General features: G+C 69.0%; 17 protein-coding genes. 5 read left to right on the top strand and 12 right to left on the bottom strand.

The genetic code is table 11. The features are described 5' to 3' along the window. Positions 1-183 precede the first annotated feature (183 nt). The 7 genes from ACNQQL_RS23560 to ACNQQL_RS23530 all read right to left on the bottom strand — a co-directional run bounded on the left by ACNQQL_RS23560 (position 184) and on the right by ACNQQL_RS23530 (position 8,065). Positions 184-1,356, bottom strand: a complete 1,173-nt coding sequence (locus tag ACNQQL_RS23560; RefSeq protein WP_347066070.1) for a Gfo/Idh/MocA family oxidoreductase — start codon at positions 1,354-1,356, stop codon at positions 184-186. Between the two features lie 48 nt (positions 1,357-1,404). Then, positions 1,405-2,331 (bottom strand): TIM barrel protein, encoded by a 927-nt coding sequence (locus ACNQQL_RS23555; protein ID WP_347066068.1) that lies wholly within the window; start codon positions 2,329-2,331, stop codon positions 1,405-1,407. Positions 2,332-2,393: 62 nt separating this feature from the next. Continuing rightward, complete coding sequence (locus ACNQQL_RS23550; RefSeq protein WP_347066066.1) at positions 2,394-3,407, bottom strand: Gfo/Idh/MocA family oxidoreductase; 1,014 nt, start codon at positions 3,405-3,407, stop codon at positions 2,394-2,396. Between the two features lie 60 nt (positions 3,408-3,467). Beyond that, positions 3,468-4,379 carry a sugar phosphate isomerase/epimerase gene (locus ACNQQL_RS23545; protein WP_347066064.1) on the bottom strand — a complete coding sequence of 304 codons (912 nt, stop codon included), beginning with the start codon at positions 4,377-4,379 and terminating at the stop codon, positions 3,468-3,470. 43 nt (positions 4,380-4,422) lie between these two features. Beyond that, positions 4,423-5,448 (bottom strand): ABC transporter permease, encoded by a 1,026-nt coding sequence (locus tag ACNQQL_RS23540; RefSeq protein WP_347066062.1) that lies wholly within the window; start codon positions 5,446-5,448, stop codon positions 4,423-4,425. Between the two features lie 27 nt (positions 5,449-5,475). Beyond that, the gene (locus ACNQQL_RS23535) at positions 5,476-7,071 is read right to left on the bottom strand and encodes a sugar ABC transporter ATP-binding protein (RefSeq protein ID WP_204426217.1); all 1,596 of its coding nucleotides are present in this window, start codon (positions 7,069-7,071) and stop codon (positions 5,476-5,478) included. 67 nt (positions 7,072-7,138) lie between these two features. Further along, positions 7,139-8,065, bottom strand: coding sequence for a sugar ABC transporter substrate-binding protein (locus ACNQQL_RS23530; protein ID WP_175961624.1), 927 nt, complete (start codon positions 8,063-8,065; stop codon positions 7,139-7,141). Positions 8,066-8,372: 307 nt separating this feature from the next. On the opposite strand from ACNQQL_RS23530, the gene ACNQQL_RS23525 reads away from it, so the two are divergent. The 5 genes from ACNQQL_RS23525 (at position 8,373) to ACNQQL_RS23505 (ending at position 14,683) form a co-directional block, all read left to right on the top strand. After that, positions 8,373-10,331, top strand: coding sequence for a bifunctional 5-dehydro-2-deoxygluconokinase/5-dehydro-2-deoxyphosphogluconate aldolase (locus ACNQQL_RS23525; RefSeq protein WP_347066059.1), 1,959 nt, complete (start codon positions 8,373-8,375; stop codon positions 10,329-10,331). Between the two features lie 46 nt (positions 10,332-10,377). Then, positions 10,378-12,261 carry a 3D-(3,5/4)-trihydroxycyclohexane-1,2-dione acylhydrolase (decyclizing) gene (gene iolD, locus ACNQQL_RS23520; protein WP_347066057.1) on the top strand — a complete coding sequence of 628 codons (1,884 nt, stop codon included), beginning with the start codon at positions 10,378-10,380 and terminating at the stop codon, positions 12,259-12,261. Positions 12,262-12,322: 61 nt separating this feature from the next. Next, positions 12,323-13,252, top strand: coding sequence for a myo-inosose-2 dehydratase (iolE, locus tag ACNQQL_RS23515; protein WP_072444372.1), 930 nt, complete (start codon positions 12,323-12,325; stop codon positions 13,250-13,252). 53 nt (positions 13,253-13,305) lie between these two features. Further along, positions 13,306-14,124 (top strand): 5-deoxy-glucuronate isomerase, encoded by an 819-nt coding sequence (gene iolB, locus ACNQQL_RS23510; RefSeq protein ID WP_204426213.1) that lies wholly within the window; start codon positions 13,306-13,308, stop codon positions 14,122-14,124. Positions 14,125-14,203: 79 nt separating this feature from the next. Further along, entirely contained in the window at positions 14,204-14,683 is a 480-nt protein-coding gene (locus ACNQQL_RS23505) for a heme-degrading domain-containing protein (RefSeq protein WP_204426212.1), read from the top strand. A gap of 61 nt (positions 14,684-14,744) precedes the next feature. Here the strand turns inward: ACNQQL_RS23505 and ACNQQL_RS23500 are convergent, their stop codons facing one another. The 5 genes from ACNQQL_RS23500 to ACNQQL_RS23480 all read right to left on the bottom strand — a co-directional run bounded on the left by ACNQQL_RS23500 (position 14,745) and on the right by ACNQQL_RS23480 (position 19,263). Further along, complete coding sequence (locus ACNQQL_RS23500; protein WP_072444378.1) at positions 14,745-15,491, bottom strand: SDR family NAD(P)-dependent oxidoreductase; 747 nt, start codon at positions 15,489-15,491, stop codon at positions 14,745-14,747. Between the two features lie 161 nt (positions 15,492-15,652). Next, positions 15,653-16,360, bottom strand: a complete 708-nt coding sequence (locus ACNQQL_RS23495) for an ABC transporter ATP-binding protein (protein ID WP_347066053.1) — start codon at positions 16,358-16,360, stop codon at positions 15,653-15,655. After that, positions 16,357-17,109, bottom strand: a complete 753-nt coding sequence (locus ACNQQL_RS23490; RefSeq protein ID WP_347066051.1) for an ABC transporter ATP-binding protein — start codon at positions 17,107-17,109, stop codon at positions 16,357-16,359. Before ACNQQL_RS23490 ends, ACNQQL_RS23495 begins: the two co-directional genes overlap by 4 nt. Then, positions 17,106-18,335, bottom strand: coding sequence for a branched-chain amino acid ABC transporter permease (locus tag ACNQQL_RS23485; protein WP_347066049.1), 1,230 nt, complete (start codon positions 18,333-18,335; stop codon positions 17,106-17,108). The genes ACNQQL_RS23490 and ACNQQL_RS23485 overlap by 4 nt, the downstream gene beginning before the upstream one ends. Continuing rightward, on the bottom strand, positions 18,328-19,263 hold the full coding sequence (locus tag ACNQQL_RS23480) for a branched-chain amino acid ABC transporter permease (RefSeq protein WP_347066047.1): 936 nt from the start codon (positions 19,261-19,263) through the stop codon (positions 18,328-18,330). Before ACNQQL_RS23480 ends, ACNQQL_RS23485 begins: the two co-directional genes overlap by 8 nt. Positions 19,264-19,267: the final 4 nt, after the last annotated feature.

Below are 19,267 nucleotides of genomic sequence, written 5' to 3'. Positions count from 1 at the left end.
GGCCCGCGCCGCGCGTGTCGCTCCCACGCGCTCGATCATCACCTGCACACGCTCCACGGCAAGACTGGAAACGATTGTCCAACGCTCTCGCGGCGTCGTAAAGATTAGGGTGTCTACCGAGTCTAGCGAGGCCGACGGCCGGAGCGAAGCGGCGCGCGGCGCGCCGCATCCGGCCTGCCCTGCTCAGCGATAGTCGACCCATACGCCGCCCGCGTCGGCGGAACGCACGCAGTTCTCGACCCATCGGACGCCCTCGACGCCCGCGTGGACGTCCGGAAAGCGGATGCCCTTCAGCGCCGCGGCGTCGCCGCGATCAGCCGCGTCCATCGCGAGCGCGAAGCGCGCGTAGAGATTCGACCAGGCCTCGAACAGCCCTTCCGGATGCCCGGCGCCGATGCGATCCTCGCGCAACGCATTCGGATGCAGGTAACCCATCCCGCGATCGAGCACCTGCGCGGGCTGCCCCTGCACTTCGTAGCGCAACTGGTTCGGATGCTCGTCCCACCATTCGATGCTCGCCTTCGAACCGATCACCCTCACCTTCTGGCTGTGCATCGAACCCGCGTTCACCGCGCTCGACCACACGTAGCCGACCGCGCCCGTGTCGTATTCCATGATCGTGAACGCGTTGTCCTCGAGCGGCGCGCGGCTCTTCACGAAGCTCTGCCGCGAACACATCAGCCGCCGGATCTTCAGCTCGGGCGCCATCACCTCGGAGATGTACAGCGGATGCGTGCCGATGTCGCCGAGCACGTAGCTCGGACCCGCGAATTTCGGGTCGACGCGCCAGCGCGCGGCCGCGCTCGCGGCCTCGACACCTTCGCTGTGGAAGCCGTGCGCGAACTGCATCTGCACGATGCGGATCTCGCCGAGATCGCCGCGCGCGATCATCTCGCGCGCCTGTTCGATCATCTGGTGACCCGAATAGCCGTATGCGACGCCGACGATCCGGTTCTTCTCGACCGACAGGCGCTGCAGCGTCTCGGCCTCGTCGGTCGTGAAGCACAGCGGCTTCTCGCAGACCACGTGCAGCCCCGCATTCAGCGCGGCGCGGCAGATCTCGAAGTGCGTGTTGTTCGGCGTCGCGATCGACACCGCGCGAATGCCGTCCGGGCGGCGCGCCTCGGCGTCGAACATCGTCGCGTAGTCGGGATAGCAGCGCTCGGCCGCGACGCCGAGCTTCACGCCGAACTGGCGGCCGCGTTCGGGATCGATGTCGAACGCGCCGGCGACCAGCTCGAAGCTGCCGTCGCGCAGCGCGGCCGACCGGTGGCTGTAGCCGATCTGGCTGCCGAGCCCGCCGCCGACCATGCCCCAGCGAATCGAGTGTCCAAGCAGAATCTGTCCGTCAATCATGATGGTGGTGTTCCTGGTCCGTGTTCAGGGTTTCGGTAGTGCGAATGTTCATGCGAAGCCGGCCGACGCGAGAAACGCGCGGCTCGCGGCGACGTCGCGCAGGCTCGTGCCCGCATTGCGCGGATCGCGCTCCTGCTCGATCGTGATGTAGCCCGCGTAGCCGATGTCGTCGAGCGCGTGCCGGATCGACCGGTAGTCGAGCACGCCGGTGCCGATCGGGCACATCACGCCGCGCGCGCATGCGGCGAAGAACGCGATGTGCTCGCCCATCACCGCGTCGTACACGGCCTTGTCGATATCCTTGAAATGCACGTAGTCGACGCTCGCCGCATGGCGGCGCAGCCAGGCCTCCGGGTCCATGCCCGAGTAGTACAGGTGGCCCGTATCGAGACAAAGGCCGACCGTGTCGGCCGGCAGGTCGGCGACGATCCGGTCGATTTCGTCCGCGAACTCGATGTAGCCGCCCGCATGCGGATGGATCACCGCGCGCACGCCGAACTCGTCGCGCGCGATCGTCGCGATCTGCCGGATGTGCTCGACCATCCGCGCCCAGCGTTCGCCGGACAGCCGCGGCGCGCGATCGGCGTGGCCGGCCGCGTAATCGCGTTCTTCATGCCCCCAGTCCATCACGACCAGGTACGGCGCCGCGTGGCGCTGCCCGTGCTGCGTCGGCAGCTTCGGCAGCCGCGAGATCAGCGCGCAGATCTCGCGCGTCTGGCGCAGCAGGTTCGGCAGGTTCTCCGGCGACACGAGATCGTCGAAGATCGTGCCGGCGGTGATGCTCAGGCGCTGCCGCTCGAGTTCGGCGCTCACCACGTCGAGTTCGAGCGGGATATAGCCGTACGGCCCGAGCTCGATGCCCGAGTAGCCGGCCTGCGCGGCTTCGGCGAGCACGTGCCGCCACGGCGGCAGGTGCGGGTTCTTCACGTCGTCGACGCCCCAGCAGCAGGGTGCGCAACCAATCTTCATCGTCATGTTGGTCAGTCCGGCAGAAAAGCGGCGCACGGCCGCACGAGTCGTCGCGACGCGGCCACGGTTCAGCCGCGATAGAACGCGGGGCGCTCGGCCATCGCGATCGGTTCGACCGCGCCGCTCTTTTGCGCCCGCACGCACGCGTCGGCCGCAACCGCCGCCGCGTAGCCGTCCCATGCCGACGGGCCCGTCAACGCACCCTGCCGCACGCCGTCGATGAACGCCTGCAGCTCGACGTCGTACGACGCGATGAAGCGCTCCTTCCAGTCGGTCATGATGTCGACCGATTGCCGCGCCGCGCGCTTGAGCCCCACGGCCGGCGGATCCGGCAGCTTCGCGATGCCCTGCTCGCCGACCACCTCGCACTGGATGTCATAGCCGTACTGGCAGTTCACGAAAATCTCGACGTCGATGCGCACGCCGCTCGCGGTTTCCAGCAGCACGATCTGCGGATCGGCGAGATGCGCGGACGCATGGCGCGTCTTCTTCGGATAAACGACCTGCGCGCTCGCGTAATCCTCGCCGAGCAGCCAGCGCAGCACGTCGAGCTCGTGGATCAGCGTGTCGGTGATCGCCATGTCGGTCGTGTAGCGCTCGCCGACCGACTGGTTCCGGTGCGCGCAATGCAGCATCAGCGGCGCGCCGATCTCGCCGCTGTCGATCACGCGCTTCAGCGCGCGATAGCCTTCGTCGTACGGCCGCATGAAGCCGACCTGCACGAGCCGCTTGCCGTGCGCGACTTCCGCTTCGACGATCCGCATGCAGCCGTCGGCCGTGACGGCGAGCGGCTTCTCGCAGAACACGGGCTTGCCGTGCGCGATCGCGTCGAGCACGAACGCTTCGTGGGTCGGCCCCCACGACGTGACGAGCACGGCCTGCACGTCGGCGGCCGCGACCACTTCATGGCCGTCGCCGTAGATCTCGGCGTCGAGCCCGTACTTCGACACCGCATCGCGCGCCTGCTGCGGATCGATGTCGTTGACGGCCACCACGCGCGCACCGGACAGCGTGCAGGTCAATCTGCGGATATGGTCCTGGCCGATCGCGCCGCAGCCGATCACGCCGATTTGCAAGATCATCCGGGAGTCTCCAGTCGTTTCATCAGCGGCGCGGCCCGTGCCGCGCCGGTCAGTAATCGTTCAGCGCGCCGTGCGATCGAAATGACGATCGACGTAGCGCTGGATCGTGTCGCGCATGTAGCGCGACGACGCTTCCGCGCGGTCCTCCCACGCGAACACGCACGACGACATCACGCCGTCGAAGCCCGCGGCGCCTAGCGCGCGGAAAAACACGTCCCAATCGATCTCGCCCTGCCCGATGTCGAGATGCTGGTGCACGCGGATCTGGTTCGAACCCGGCGGGTTCACGATGTAGCGCAGCTGGCTGCTCTTGCGGTGGTCGAAGGTGTCGGCCACGCGCACGTGCGCCAGGATCGGCGCGGCCTGTGCGATCATCGCGGCCATGTCGTCGCCGTAGTAGAACGTGTGCGGCGCGATATACGACAGCTTCAGCGACGGCGAGCCGAGGTTCGTCACGATGTCGATCGCCGGCTGCAGCTGCTCGATCCAGTCCTCCGGATGCGGCTCGACCGACAGCACGATGCCCTCGCGTTCGAGAATCGGCAGCAGCTCGTCCATCGAACGGAACCACGCGGCTTCGCACAGCTCCTTCGGGTTCGCGCCCGGCCGCTCGCCGACCGAGCGCTCCGGCGACGCGCCACGCCCGAACTCGGACACCATCAGCGCGCACTCCATTTCGACCGCGACCTCGATCGCCTTCTTCCAGCAGCGCACAGCCCATAACCGCTCGTCGTCGAACGGGCTCGCCCAGCGGTACATCGGCTGCAGCGACGCGAGGCCGACACCGCTCGCACGCATCGCCTGGCGAAACGCGGCCATGCGTTCGCGCGTCGCGCGCGGCATCACCCACCAGTCGAGGAAATCGCTGCGTGGCGACAACTCGATCTGGTCGTAGCCGAGCTCGGCCACCGCGTGCGGCAGCCGGTCGAGCGGCAGGTGGCGAATCATGTACGGGTCCAGCGCGATCTTCATCAGGCTTCCTTGGCAATATCGGATTCCGGTCGGACCGGCAGGGTCAGCGACGCTTCTTCTTGTTGCGATACTGGTCGGCGATCACGGCCGCGACGATGATCGCGCCCTTGACCATCTCCTGGTAATACGCGTCGATGCGGATGAACGTGAAGCCCGACGTCATCACACCGAGGATCAGCACGCCGATCACGGTGCCCGTCACGCGGCCGAGGCCGCCCGACAGCGACGTGCCGCCGATCACGACCGCCGCGATCGCATCGAGCTCGTACATCACGCCCATGCCCGACTGTCCCGAGATCGCGCGCGCGGCCGTCACGGTACCGGCGATCCCGCTCAGCAGGCCCGCGATCGCATAGACGAAGACCAGGTGACGCGTGACGTTGATGCCCGACACGACGGCCGCGTGGCGGTTCGCGCCGATCGCATAGGTGTACTTGCCGAAGCGCGTGTAGCGCAGCACGACGTGGAAGATCGCGGCGATCACGAGAAAGATGATCACCGGATTGGCGCCCGCGCCGATGGCCGCGAACGGGTCGGTCAGCATCGACACGGGCATCCCGTTGGTAAACCACTTCGCGAACCCGCGTGCGGCGACCATCGTGCCGAGCGTCGCGATGAACGGCGGAATGCCCGTCATCGCGATCAGCGAGCCGTTCAGCAGCCCGACCAGCAGCCCGACGCACACGCCGGCCAGCACCGGCCAGATGATCGGCAGGTCGGTCAGGTGCGGAAACACCGCGCGCGGGAAGTCGGACACCTGCGCGAGGCTCGCCGACACGACGGCGGCAGCCGCCACGACCGACCCCGACGACAGGTCGATCCCGCTGGTGATGATCACGAGGTTCACGCCGACCGCGATGATGCCGATCACGGCCATCTGCAGCACGATGATCTCGAGCCGCTCGGCATTGAACAGGAAGCTCTGGCCGACGACGATCCAGCCGACGATCTCGAAGAACAGGCTGATGCCGACCAGCACGAGAAAGATGCTCAGCTCGGGCGGCCACTTCGTGTGCCGCGTCTTGATTGTCATGGTCTGCGCGTCCGCGACCGGATTCAGGTTGCCCATTTCAGTTGTCTCCAATCTTGTTTCGGCTCAGCGCGACGCGAGATCCATGATGCGGACCTGGTCGGCGTCCTTGCGTTCGACGATGCCGGTCATGCGCCCTTCGTGCATCACCATCACGCGGTCGCTCATCCCCAGCACCTCCGGCATCTCCGACGAGATCATCAGCACCGCGACGCCCTTGCCGGCGAGCGCGCTGACGAGCCGGTGAATCTCGGCCTTCGCACCGACGTCGATGCCGCGCGTCGGTTCGTCGAGGATCAGGATGCGCGGCTGCGTGAGCAGCCAGCGCCCGATCAGCACCTTTTGCTGGTTGCCGCCCGACAGGTTCTGGATTTCCTCGTGCAGGCCGGGCGACTTCACGCGCAGCATCCGGCTCATTTCCTCGCAGTCGCGCTTCAACTGCGCCTGCTGCACGAAATTGAACTTCACGTAACGGTTGCTGAGCACCGCCGCTTCCATGTTCGCGAGCAGGTCGAGATTCAGGAAGCAGCCGCTGTCCTTGCGGTCCTCGGTCAGGAACGCCATCCCGTGCTTCATCGCCTGCGCGGGCGTCGCGATCCGCACCGGCTTGCCGTCGATCCGGATCTCGCCCGACGTGGCCGGCACGACGCCGAACAGCGCCTCCGCGACGTTCGAGCGCCCCGAGCCGACCAGGCCCGCGACGCCGAGGATCTCGCCCGCGCGCAGCTCGAAGCTCACGTCGCGGAACACGCCGTCGACGCCGAGGTTCTTCACCGACAGCACGACGTCGCCGATCGGCACCTCTTCCTTCGGGAACATCTGCGTGATCTCGCGCCCGACCATCATGCGGATGATGTCGTCGCGCGTGACGTCGCTCGACGCATGCGTGCCGATGTACTTGCCGTCGCGGAACACCGAGAACTCGTCGGCGATCTCGAACAGCTCGTTCATCTTGTGCGTGATGTAGACGATGCCCTTGCCCTGCTCGCGCAGCTGGCGAATGATCCGGAACAGATGCGTGACTTCCTTGTCGGTCAGCGCCGACGTCGGCTCGTCCATGATCAGCACGTCCGAGTCGAACGACACGGCCTTCGCGATCTCGACCATCTGCCGGCTCGCGACCGTCAGCGTGCGCACGTCGGTTTCCGGATCGATGTCGATCGACAGCCGCTCGAACAGCGCGGCCGTGCGGCGGCGCAGCGCCGCGTGATCGATCAGGCCGAAGCGGTTCTTCGGTTCGCGGCGGATCCAGATGTTCTCCGCGACCGTCATGTACGGCATCAGGTTGAGTTCCTGGTGGATCATCGCGATCCCGCGGTCGAGCGCATCAAGCGGGCCGTTCAGCACGACGGGTTCGCCGTTGATCAGGATCTCGCCCTGATCGGGCGTGTAGACGCCCGCGATGATCTTCATCAGCGTCGACTTGCCCGCGCCGTTCTCGCCCATCAGCGCATGGACGGTGCCGCGGCGCACGCGGAACTGCACGCCGTCGAGCGCGACGACGCCGGGAAAGGACTTGCCGACGCCGCGCACCTCGAGCACGCAGTCGGCCGCGGCAGAAGCCGGCGAACCGGACGATCCGGATGCGCCGGGCGATCCTCCGGATGAAGCGGCCGGCGCGTCGACGCCGGCCATCGGGCGCGCGATCCTGGCTGTAAACATGGACGTTCCTCGACAAGTCGCGCGGGCCCGGCCAGGCCGGGCCCGCGCAGTTCAACGGAAAAGCCGGTCAGTGCTTGGCGTACTGGTTCATGTTCTCGGGCGTCACGAGCTCGAACGGCACGTTCACGAAGCGGTCGACGTTCTGCTTCTTCGCGAGCTTCAGCGCGGCGGCAACCGACTGCGCGCCCTGCCCGATCGCGTTCTGGTATACGGACACCTTCAGCTCGCCGCTCTTCATCGATGCGAGGCCGTCCGGCGTCGCGTCGATGCCGGCGACGACGGTCTTCGGCGTCCACTTGCGCGCGGCCTTCAGCGCGTTGATCGCGCCGATCGCCATCTCGTCGTTGTTCGACACGATCGCGTCGAACTTCGTCCCGGAGCTCAGCCAGTTCATCGTGATGTCCTGGCCCTGCGTGCGGCTCCACTTGCCTTCGCGCTTGTCGACGATCTTCATGCCCGAGCAGTCCTTCGTCGCGATCACGTCCTCGATGTCCTTGGTGCGGGCGCGCGCCGATTCGTTGGACAGTTCGCCCATCAGCACGAGCAGGTCGCCCTTGCCGCCGAGCAGCTTGCACACCTGGCGCGCCTGCAGCGTGCCCGACTGCTTCTCGTCGGACGCGACGACCGCGACGCCGGCCGGCAGCTTGTCGAAATCGACCGGCTTGCGGTTCACGTAGACGAGCGGGATCTTCGCCGCCGTCACCATCTTCGTGATCTTCGGCGTCGCGTCGGTGTCGACCGCGTTCACGATGATCGCGTCGACCTTCTGCGCGATCATGTTCTGAACCTGGCTCAACTGCTTGCCGACGTCGTTGCCGCCGTCCTCGATCTGCACCGTCGCACCGTCCTTCTTCGCTGCGTCGTTGATGCTGTTGCGCAGGATCGTCAGGAACGTGTCGTCGAACGACGCCATCGTCACGCCGATCTTTTCGGCGTGCGCAAGCGGCGCAGCCAGGATCGCGGCGGCCGCGACGGCCATCAGCTTGGTCTTCATGATCAATCTGTCTCCTCATCTCCGGGGGGCGGAAGACGGCGCGTTGCGCGCCGCCGGGCCGAGTCCGATACGGACTGAAGCATCCGGATGAAACTGTAGATCACTTCCTCGAAAATTTGGAAATTTATTTCTACGTGATTTCACCTAGGGAACTGGATTTCCAAAAAGTCTAGACTGCGTCCGTAGCCCGATTCCTTGCGGCAGGCAGCCTCGCGTCGTGCAGCGCACGTTGCGGACCGTCGCCGGAAGATCGGTCCCCCTAAACTGCCGGCAGCGCCGAACGCCGGCCGCGAGCGTGATACGTGATATGAGCCTGCTGAACTTTCCGAGTGACCGCCCCATCGATCTCGCCTGCCTCGGCCGTGTGGCCGTGGATCTCTATGCGCAGCAGTACGGCAGCCGCCTGGAGGACGCGCGCAGCTTCCAGATGTATCTCGGCGGCTCGTCGGGCAACGTCGCGTTCGGCGTGGCCCGGCTCGGGCTGAAGACCGCGATGATCTCGCGCGTCGGCGACGAGCAGATGGGCCGCTTCGTGCGCGAGACGCTCGAGCGCGAAGGCTGCGACACGAGCCAGCTGCAGACCGACCGCGAGCGCCTCACCGCGCTGGTGCTGCTCGGGCTGAAGGATCGCGACACGTTCCCGCTGCTGTTCGTGCGCGAGAACTGCGCGGACATGGCCGTGCGCGCCGACGAGATCCGCGAGGACTTCATCGCCGGCTGCCGCGCGCTCGCGATCACCGGCACGCACCTTTCGACGCCGGCCACGCGTGAGGCGTCGATGACCGCGCTCGGCTACGCGCGCCGCCACGGCGTCGTGCGGATCCTCGATATCGACTATCGGCCCGTGCTGTGGGGGCTGACCGCGCGCGGCGCGGGCGAGAACCGCTACGTGCCGGACGCGCAGGTGACGCGACAGTTGCAGCAGGTGCTCGGCGAATTCGACCTGCTGGTCGGCACCGAAGAGGAATTCCTGATCGCGGGCGGCGTGCCGCACGATCTGATCGGTTCGTTGCAGGCGGTGCGCGGGATCACGAACGCCACGCTGGTCGTCAAGCGCGGCGCGCTCGGCTGCTGCGTGATCGAAGGCGACATCCCCGCGCGGATCGACGATGCGCCGACCTTCCTCGGCGAACGCGTCGAGGTGCTCAACGTGCTCGGCGCGGGCGACGCGTTCCTGTCGGGCCTGCTGTCGGGGCTGCTGCGCGGACGTGACTGGGCCGAATCGACGCGCATCGCGAACGCATGCGGCGCGATCGTCGTGTCGCGCCATGCGTGCTCGGCCGCGATGCCGACGCCGGCCGAACTCGCGCACTGGTTCGACGGCAGCCGCAATCCCGTGGTCGACGCGGACCGCACGCTCGCGCACCTGCATCGCGTCACGGTGCCGCGCCGCGAATGGGACGACCTGTGCGTGATGGCGTTCGACCATCGCAGCCAGTTCTACGAACTCGCGGTGCAGGCCGGCGCGGACGAGGCGCGGATCAAGACGCTGAAGCGCCTGCTCGTGCGCGCGGCCGAACAGGTCGAGCGCGATCGTCATATCGAAGGCCACGTCGGCGTGCTGATCGACGGCGGCGCGTACGGCAGCGACGCGCTCGCGTCGGCCACCGGGCGCGGCTGGTGGGTCGGCCGCCCGGTCGAGCTGCCGGGCTCGCGGCCGCTGCGCTTCGACGAGACGCGCTCGGTCGGCTCGTCGCTCACGCACTGGCCGACCGAGCAGGTCGTGAAGTGCCTCGTTCACTACCACCCCGACGACGACGTCGACCTGCGCGTCGAGCAGGAGCAGCGTGTGCTGGAGCTGTGGGAAGCCACGCGCGCCAGCGGCAACGAGCTGCTGCTGGAAGTCATTCCGCCGCGCGCGGTCACGCCGGCCGGCACCGAGGACGATGCGGTGCTGCGTGCGGTCGCGCGCTTCTACAACCTCGGCGTGATGCCCGAATGGTGGAAGCTCGCGCCGCTGAGTGCCGACGGCTGGGCGCGGCTCGCTACGCTGATCGCCGAGCGCGACCCGCATTGCCGAGGCGCGGTGATCCTCGGGCTGAACCAGCCGCTGCAATATCTCGTCGACAGCTTCCGCTCGGCGACCGACCCGATCGTCAAGGGCTTCATGGTCGGGCGCACGCTGTGGGCCGATGCGTCGCTGAACTGGCTCGCCGGCCGGATCGACGACCAGGCGCTGATCGACGAGGTCGCCGGCAACTTCGCGCAACTCGTGGACGCGTGGCTCGGCCGCCGGGGCGCCGCGCGCGCCGCCGCCGCGGCCTGATGCATGTGCCCGTGACGACCACCCGACTCTTCATGATCGACAAACGATGACCCCTACCGTGAGACTGACCGTCAGCCAGGCGCTCGTGCGCTACCTGGCCGCCCTGCGCGCCGAAGTCGTCCAGCCCGACGGCCGCACCGAGATCCTGCCGTACTGCGGCGGCGTGTTCGCCATCTTCGGCCACGGCAACGTGGCCGGGCTCGGCGAAGCGTTGCACGCCGAGAAAGACCGGCTGCCGACGTTCCGCGCGCACAACGAGCAAGGGATGGCCAACGCGGCCGTCGCGTTCGCGAAAGCGAATTTCCGCCAGCGGATGATGGCCGCGACGTCGAGCATCGGCCCCGGCGCGACCAACATGCTGACGTCGGCCGCGCTCGCGCACGTCGGCCGGCTGCCGCTGTTGTTGCTGCCCGGCGACGTGTTCGTGTCGCGGCTGCCCGACCCGGTGCTGCAGCAGGTCGAGGATTTCGAACAGGGCGACGTCAGTGCGAACGACTGCTTCCGCCCGGTCACGCGCTACTTCGACCGGATCACGTCGCCCGAGCAACTGCTCGTCGCGCTGCCGCGCGCGATCCAGGTGATGACCGACCCCGCGCAGTGCGGCCCCGTGTGCCTCGCGCTGCCGCAGGACGTGCAGACCTTCGCGTACGACTGGCCCGAGGAATTCTTCGCGCCGCCGGTGATCCGGATGCGCCGGCCGCCGGCCGACCCGCTCGAACTCGCCGACGCGCTCGACGTGCTGAAGGCCGCGAAGAAGCCGCTGATCGTCGCCGGCGGCGGCGTGCTGTACAGCCAGGCATGGGACGCGCTGCGCGCGTTCGCCGACACGCACGGCGTGCCGGTCGCCGAATCGCAGGCCGGCAAGGGCAGCCTCGCGTGGGACCATCCGCTGAACCTCGGATCGATCGGCGTGACGGGCTCGCCCGCCGCGAACCGCGCGGCCGCGCAGGCCGACGTCGTGCTCGCGGTCGGCACGCGGCTGCAGGACTTCACGACCGGCTCGCACGCGCTTTACGGCGACGCGACGCTGCTGAGCCTGAACGTGCAGCCGTTCGACGCGGGCAAGAAACGCGGCCGGCAGCTGGTCGCCGATGCGCGCACGGGCCTCGGCCAATTGTCCGCCGCGCTGGCCGGCTGGCGCGCCGACGCGGCGTGGACGGCCGCCAACCGCGACCAGGCCGCCGCGTGGAACGCACGCGTGACCGAACTGACGACGCGCGTGCCGAAGGACACGCTGCCGTACGATGCGGACGTGATCGGCGCGGTGCGCGACTCCGCGGCCGACGCGGGGCGCGACAGCGCGCGCGGCGACCTCGTCGTGTGCGCGGCCGGCACGCTGCCGGCCGAGCTGCACAAGCTGTGGCGCAGCGGCGTGCCGGGCAACTACCACATGGACTATGCGTACTCGTGCATGGGCTACGAGGTCGCGGGCGGCCTCGGCGCGAAGCTCGCGCGGCCCGAACGCGAAGTGATCGTGATCGTCGGCGACGGCTCATACATGATGCTCAACGCCGAGCTCGCCACGTCCGTGATGCTCGGCCGCAAGCTGATCGTCGTGATCCTCGACAACCGCGGCTACGGCTGCATCGAGCGGCTGCAGCTGAATTGCGGCGGCGCGAGCTTCAACAACATGCTCGACGACTGCGTGCCGGAAGGCGGCGCGCGCTCGACGATCGACTTCGCGATGCACGCGCGCGCGATGGGCGCCGACGCCGTGCACGTGCGCGACGTCGGTGAGCTGCGCAGCGAAATGAAGCGCGCGCGCGCGGCGAAGACGAGCCAGGTGCTCGTGATCGACACCACGCACAAGCGCACGACCGACGACGGCGGTGCGTGGTGGGAAGTCGCGGTGCCGCAGGTATCCGAGCGCGCCGGCGTCGAAGAGGCGCACCGCGCGTATCTCGACGCAAAGACCCGGCAGCGGCGCTGATGCCGCGCGCAGCCTGCCCACCCGCCCCGCGAAAAACACATTCGAACCAAGGAAGCACGTCATGAGCTGGAACGTCCGCATCGGTATCAATCCCCTGTCGTGGATGAACGACGACCTGCCGTCGCTCGGCGGCGAGACGCCGCTTGAAACGGCGCTGAAGGAAGGCGCCGAAATCGGCTACGCGGGCTTCGAGCTCGGCAACAAGTTTCCGAAGACGGGCCCCGAGCTGAAGGCGAAGCTCGCCGAGTTCGGGCTCGTGTGCGTATCGGGCTGGTATTCGGGCTTCCTCGCGGAAGTCGAACCGGGCATGACCGACGCCGATGCCGTCGCCGCGGAAATCGAGCGCTGCCGCGCGCACATGACGAAGCTGCAGTACAACGACGTGAAGGTCGTCGTCTACGGCGAATGCGCGGGCACGATCCAGGGCAGCATCGACACGCCGGTCGCGAAGCGGCCGCGCTTCGTCGACGACGCAGCATGGCAGCGCTACGCGGCGCGCCTCGACGCGTTCGGCGCGCACCTGCTCGACACGTACGGAATCAAGCTCGCCTACCATCACCACATGGGCGCATACGTCGAGTCGCCCGACGACGTCGACCGGCTGATGGCGCTGACCGATCCGGCGAAGGTGTTCCTGCTGTTCGACACCGGCCACGCATATTTCGGCGGCGCGGCCGACCCGGTGACGCTGCTGAAGAAGCATGTATCGCGCGTGGTCCACGTGCATTGCAAGGACGTGCGTGCGCAGGTCGTCACGCAGGCGCGCAACGACGGCTGGAGCTTCCTGAACGGCGTGATCAACGGCACCTTCACGGTGCCCGGCGACGGTGCGCTCGACTACGACGCGACGCTGCGCACGCTGAAGGACGCCGGCTACGAAGGCTGGCTCGTCGTCGAGGCCGAGCAGGATCCGGCCGTCGCGCCGAGCTACGCGTATGCGAAAAAGGGCTACGAGTCGCTGCGCGCGATCGTCGACCGGTTGAGCGCGTGAGCACGCAAGTTGCCCGAACGCTTGAGCCCTACCCTATTGCGGAGCCCCACCCCATGACGATTTCTCCCCTGCTGGTCAAGGCATCCGCCGACCGCGAAATCTGCAACGTCACGCCCGAGTCGGCCGGCTGGAAGCATGTCGGTTTTCGCGCGCTGCGCCTGAAGGCCGGCGACACCGAGACGCTCGACACCGGCGCGCGCGAGCTGTGCGTCGTCGTGCTCACGGGCACGGTGCGCGCGGACGTCGACGGCGAAACCTACGATGCGCTCGGCAAGCGCGACAGCGTCTTCGAAGACGTGTCGCCGGACGCGCTGTACGTGCCGGGCGGCAAGACCGTCACGCTGGCCGCGACGCGCGATGCGGAAATCGCGCTGTGCACCGCGCCATACGCGAGCGGCGACAAGCCGGTGCGGCGCCTCGACGGCGAACGGATGCGCCGCTCGGTGCGCGGGCAAGGCACCAACACGCGCTATGTGTGCGACATCCTGATGGGCGACAACCCTGCGGCCGACCGGCTGCTGGTCGTCGAGGTCGTCACGCCGGCCAGCCATTCGAGCAGCTATCCGCCGCACAAGCACGACCGCGACGCGGCACCCGACGAGACCTCGCTCGAAGAAACCTACTACCACCGGATCGACCCGCCGCAGGGTTTCGCGTTCCAGCGCGTGTACACGGACGACCGCAGCCTCGACGAAGCATGTGCGGTCGAGAACCACGACGTCGTGATGGTGCCGCGCGGCTACCACCCGGTCGTCGCGCCGCACGGCTACAACCTGTACTACCTGAACGTGATGGCCGGGCCGAGCCGCGCGTGGGCATTCAAGAACGATCCCGCGCACGAGTGGATGCTCGACGCGGCGCCGAAGCGCTGAACAAATCACGGGCAAGCGCGCGGCCCGTGACGAGCCAACGCCGGCGCGCGAACACGACTTGTGACGATACGGAGCCGCCATGGTGACGACCTTCCTGCGCATCGATCACGCCGCGCCGCACACGGCGCTGCCGCGCTTCAATGCCGACGCCGCGCGCCGGCTCGGGGAAATCGCGGTCAATATCGCATCGCGCCGCGGGCTGCCGATCGCGGTCGGCATCGTCGGCGAAGCGGCACCGCTGTTCTACTGCGCGCTCGACGGCAGCCGTGCGGAAGACAGCGACGCGATCCGCCGCCGGCAGAACACGGTGCTCCGTTTCGGCCTGAGTTCGCTCGAGGTCGGCGCGCAGTTTCGCCGCGCCGGCTGGTCGCTGCGGTCGCAGGGCCTGTCGGACGACGACTACGCACTCGACGGCGGCGGCGTGCCGTTGCGAGTCGCCGGTGCCGGCCTCGTCGGTGCGATGACGATCGCGGGGCTCGACTCCGAACGCAATCACGCGCTCGTCGTCGAGAGCCTGCGCTGGCACGTCGGCGCGAACGCGCTGGCGATGATCGCTTGACGACGTAATCGGCACCATCGGCGCACGCGCGCCGATGGTGCCGACTTGCCGTATCGCGGGATCAGTTCAACCCGCCGCTCACGACGAGGTGTTCGCCGGTCATCCAGCGTGCATCGTCCGATGCGAGGAACACGGCAACCGACGCGATGTCGTTCGGCTCGCCGAGGCGGCCGAGCGGGGTCTGGCCAAGCACCTGCGCTTCGAGATCGGAACCGATGATGCCCGCGCTGTGCGTGCCCTCGGTCACCACCATGCCCGGGTTGATCGCGTTCACGCGGATCTTGCGCGGGGCGAGCTCGAGCGCGAGCACGCCGGTGATCGCGTCGACCGCGCCCTTGGTGCCGCTGTACACCGCGCTGGCGGGCGGCGTGATGCTGGTCACCACCGAGCTGATGTTGATGATGCTCGCGCCTTCGCCGAGATGCTTGACGGCCGCCTGCGTCGTGAGCAGCACGCCGAACACGTTCGTATCGAACTGCCGGCGGTAATGTTCTTCGGTGATCGCTTCGATCGGCGCGAATTCGTACACGCCGGAATTGTTGACGAGCACGTCGAGACGGCCGTACGTGTCGATCGCCGTATCGACGATGCGCTGCGCGTCGGCTGCCTTCGACACGTCGCCGCCGACCGCGACCGCGCGGCCGCCAGCTTCGACGATCGCGCTCACCACCGCGTCGGCGCCCGCCTTGCTGCTCGCGTAATTGACGACGACCGACGCGCCTTCCGCGGCCAGCGCCCGCGCGATCGCGGCACCGATGCCCTTCGAACCGCCCGTGACGATCGCTACCTTGCCTGTCAGCTTGCTCATGATTTCATTCCTCAGTCAGAAGACTATCGATGGATGGCGCCGGTCGCCGCGTCGATGCGGCGGCCCGGCATGAGTGGCAATTTAAGGCGCCGCGCGGCGGCGATAAAGCGGCTCGACGCGAATTGTCTGGCGGGGCCAGCCGAACAATCGGTTCGGCGTCGTCAGCCGGCGCTCAGCCACGCGTTGGCGACGTCTCCGCCCAGGCCGTCGAGCGCGCCGTCGTAGACGATCCGTCCGCGCCCCATTACCGCGACGCGCGTCGTCAACCTCGGCGCAAGCTGCAATCGCTGTTCGATCAGCACGATCGCGACGCCGTCGGCCTGCAGGGCGGCGAGGCACGCACCGACTTCGTCGACCGCGAGCGGCGCGAGCCCTTCGGCCGGTTCGTCGACGATCAGCACGCGCGGGCTGCCGGCGAGCGCACGCACCAGCGCGAGCACCTGCTGCTCGCCGCCCGACAGCCGCCCGGCCTTCACGTCCGCGCGCGCGGCCAGCAGCGGAAAACGGTCGAACAGGCGTTCGAGCGCCGCGCGTTCGGCCGCGCCACGCGTGCCGCGCAGCCCGAGCTTCAGGTTGTCGCGCACCGTCAGCAGCGGAAATACATCGCGGCTTTCGGCAACGTAAGCGACGCCGCGCCGCGCGATCTCGAACGTGCGCGCGCCCGCGCATTCGGCGCCGGCGATGCACACCGAGCCGGCCGTGCGCACGAGCCCCATCACGGCCTTCGCGAGCGTCGAGCGCCCCGAGCCGTTGCGGCCGAGCAGCGCGAGCGTCTCGCCCGGCGCGAGCGCGAGATCGACACCGTCGAGCACGGGCTGCATCCCGTACCACGCGCGCAGGTCGCGAATGTCGAGCAGTGCGCTCGTCATACGCTGCCCTCGCCGAGATACGCGGCGCGCACCACCGGATCGGCGCGAATCGCATCGGGTTCGCCGGTCGCGACCACCGTGCCGCGCACGAGCACCGTGATGCGTTCGGCGAAGCCGAACACCGCATCCATGTCGTGCTCGATCATCAGCACCGTGCGGCCCTGCGTCGTCGCCCGGATCAGCGCGATCATCCGCGCCGCCTGCGTGCGGCTCATGCCGGCCGTCGGCTCGTCGAGCAGCAGCGTGCGCGCGCCGCTCGCGAGCGCGATCCCGAGATCGAGCGCGCGCTGCTCCGCATAGCTCAGTTCGGCGGCCGGCGTGTCGCGCCGCGCGTCGAGACCGATGTCGTGCAGCACACGCGCGGCGGCGAGATCGACCGACGCCGATTCGCGCAGCCGGTTCCACCAGCGCCGCCGCTCGGCCGGCGCATGCAGCGCCGCGCAGCGCAGATTGTCGAACACGGTCAGCCGCGCGAACGCGCTCGTCTGCTGGAAACTGCGGCCGATGCCGAGGCGGCTCGCGACGACCGGCCCGCGCCCGCGCAGCTCGACGCCGTGCAGCACGACGCGCCCGCGGGTCGGCCGCGTCGCGCCCGCGATCACGCCGAACAGCGTCGACTTGCCTGCGCCGTTCGGCCCGATCAGCGCATGGCGCTCGCCGGCCGCGATGCTCAGCTCGACGCCGTCGAGCACGGTCTGCGCACCGAAGCGCTGCGTGACGCCATGCAGCGCGATCGCATTGCCGTTCATCGCCCGTCCTCCCGTTTGCCGGCCCGCGTGCCCTGCACGAGCCGCGCACGCCAGCCCCACAGCAGCGCGCCGATGCCGGCCGCCGAGCATGCAACGGCCCAGCCGGCCGGCGTATCGGCGTCGATGCTCCAGGCGCCGAACGCGAGGCCCGTGCCGCCGTCCTGCGCGAAGCGCCACGCATAACCGAGCTCGGCCGCGCAGACGATCGCAACGCCCCAGAACATGCACGCGCCGACGCCGCACAGCATGCGCCACCGCTCGGCCGCCGGCGCGCCGCGGCGCAACGCATGCGCGAGCGCTTGCGCGATGCCCGCGATCCCGCGCGGCGCAGCCACCACGATCACGACGAACAAGACGCCCAGATACAGCGCCCACGCGCGCGACACGCCCGCGACGACGATGCTCAGCGCGGTCAGCATGGCCGCGCCGGCCGCCGGCCCGAAGAACGCGCCGGTGCCGCCGATCACCGCGGCGATCAGCACGGTCGCCGAGCGCGCCATCGACACGCTGTCGGGCGTCGCTATTTCGACGTCGATCAACGTCAGCGTGCCGGCGATGCCTGCGAAGAACGACGCACAAGTGACCATCGCGAGCCGCACGCGGCGCGGATCGGTGCCGAGCGCGGCAACGCGTTCCGGGTTGTCGCGCACCGCGTTCGCGAGCCGCGCGAGCGGCGTGCGCGTCAGCGCATGCATGGCGAACGCCGACACGACGCACCATACAGCGATCACCGCGTATGCCTGTACCGGCGCGCCGAAATGCCAGCCGCCCCACGGCGTGCCGCTCGCGCGATCGATCGGCACGCCGCCGATGCCGCCGAACCACGCGGGCACGCTCCACGCGGCGGCCGCGACGCATTCGCCGAGCCCGAGCGTGATCATCGCGAACGCGGTGCCTGAACGGCGCGTCGCGAGCAGCCCGGCGACGAAGCCGAAGCCCGCGCCGGCCATGCCGCCGACGAGCGGCAGCAGCGGCAGCGGCCCGCCGAAGCGGTTGAACCAGTGCGCGGCCGCGAATGCGCCGAGGCCCGCGAACGCCGCATGCCCGAACGACAGCAGCCCGGTCGTGCCGAGCTGCAGGTTGTACGACAGCGCGAGCACGACGAGCGCGGCCGTCTGCGCGAGATAGCCGAGCACTGCGCCGTGCGGCCACAGCCACGCGGGCAGCGCGACGCACGCGGCGAACAGCGACCAGCGCGCAAGGCCGGCGAGCGCGCGGCTACGCATCGGCGCGCTCGCCGAACAGCCCGCGCGGCCGCGCGACCAGCACCGCGACGAGCAGCAGGTACGGTACCAGCGGCGCCAGCTGCGCGATCGACACCGCGGCCACGCTGTCGGGCAGCGCGACGCCGGCCCATAACGCGAGGTCGCGCAGCGACGTGTCGCTCGCGGCCGCGAAGGTCTGTGCGAAACCGACCGCGAGCGATGCGGCGAACGCGCCGCCGAGCGAACCGAGCCCGCCGATCACGACGACCGCGAACACGACCGACCCGACCGTCTCGGCCAGCGCGGGTTCGATCACCGCGAGCGGCGCGCCGATCACGCCGGCCAGCGCCGCGAGCGCGGTACCCGCGCCGAACAGCGCCGTCATCACGCGCGGCACGTCGTAGCCGAGCGCCTCGACGGCCGCGCGATGCGTGAGCGCCGCGCGCACGACGAGCCCGATGCGCGACACGCGCAGCAGCGCGCCAAGCGCGACCAGCATCGCCGTCGACATCCCCATCATGAACAACCGGTAGCGCGGCAGCGCGAGGCCGAATACGGTCACGGGTGCGCCGTCGAACAGCGTCGGCACGGGCGCCGGCAGCGGCGCGAGCCCCCACAGCAGTTTCGCGCCCTCGCCGATCAGGTACGCGAGGCCGAAGGTCAGCAGCAGCTCGCTCGTATGGCCGCGCGCCTGCACGCGGCGCAGCAGAGCGCGTTCGCAGCCGGCGCCGAGCAGACCGACCGCGAGCGGCGCGAGCACGAGCGCGGGCCAGAAGCCCGCGCGCGCCGCGATGCTGTAGCCAAGATACGCGCCGAGCATGTAGAAGCTCGCATGCGCGAAGTTCAGCACGCCCTGCACGCTGAAGATCAGCGTGAGACCCGCCGACAGCATGAACAGCAGCAAACCGTAGCTGAGGCCGTTGAAGGCCTGGAGCGCGACCGCGTGCACCGCG

The organism is Burkholderia sp. LFS061 (genome assembly GCF_047978125.1).
GTDB lineage: Bacteria > Pseudomonadota > Gammaproteobacteria > Burkholderiales > Burkholderiaceae > Burkholderia > Burkholderia pyrrocinia_C.
This window is presented reverse-complemented; position numbering and strand designations above follow the sequence as displayed.

Coding starts and splice junctions, on each gene's coding strand:
- ACNQQL_RS23505 (WP_204426212.1), top strand. CDS start 14,204: ATGGTGACGACCTTCCTGCGCATCGATCACGCCGCGCCGCACACGGCG.
- iolB (WP_204426213.1), top strand. CDS start 13,306: ATGACGATTTCTCCCCTGCTGGTCAAGGCATCCGCCGACCGCGAAATC.
- ACNQQL_RS23490 (WP_347066051.1), bottom strand. CDS start 17,109: ATGAACGGCAATGCGATCGCGCTGCATGGCGTCACGCAGCGCTTCGGT.
- ACNQQL_RS23550 (WP_347066066.1), bottom strand. CDS start 3,407: ATGATCTTGCAAATCGGCGTGATCGGCTGCGGCGCGATCGGCCAGGAC.
- ACNQQL_RS23545 (WP_347066064.1), bottom strand. CDS start 4,379: ATGAAGATCGCGCTGGACCCGTACATGATTCGCCACCTGCCGCTCGAC.
- iolE (WP_072444372.1), top strand. CDS start 12,323: ATGAGCTGGAACGTCCGCATCGGTATCAATCCCCTGTCGTGGATGAAC.
- ACNQQL_RS23540 (WP_347066062.1), bottom strand. CDS start 5,448: ATGGGCAACCTGAATCCGGTCGCGGACGCGCAGACCATGACAATCAAG.
- ACNQQL_RS23555 (WP_347066068.1), bottom strand. CDS start 2,331: ATGACGATGAAGATTGGTTGCGCACCCTGCTGCTGGGGCGTCGACGAC.
- iolD (WP_347066057.1), top strand. CDS start 10,378: ATGACCCCTACCGTGAGACTGACCGTCAGCCAGGCGCTCGTGCGCTAC.
- ACNQQL_RS23500 (WP_072444378.1), bottom strand. CDS start 15,491: ATGAGCAAGCTGACAGGCAAGGTAGCGATCGTCACGGGCGGTTCGAAG.
- ACNQQL_RS23525 (WP_347066059.1), top strand. CDS start 8,373: ATGAGCCTGCTGAACTTTCCGAGTGACCGCCCCATCGATCTCGCCTGC.
- ACNQQL_RS23530 (WP_175961624.1), bottom strand. CDS start 8,065: ATGAAGACCAAGCTGATGGCCGTCGCGGCCGCCGCGATCCTGGCTGCG.
- ACNQQL_RS23485 (WP_347066049.1), bottom strand. CDS start 18,335: ATGCGTAGCCGCGCGCTCGCCGGCCTTGCGCGCTGGTCGCTGTTCGCC.
- ACNQQL_RS23560 (WP_347066070.1), bottom strand. CDS start 1,356: ATGATTGACGGACAGATTCTGCTTGGACACTCGATTCGCTGGGGCATG.
- ACNQQL_RS23535 (WP_204426217.1), bottom strand. CDS start 7,071: ATGTTTACAGCCAGGATCGCGCGCCCGATGGCCGGCGTCGACGCGCCG.
- ACNQQL_RS23495 (WP_347066053.1), bottom strand. CDS start 16,360: ATGACGAGCGCACTGCTCGACATTCGCGACCTGCGCGCGTGGTACGGG.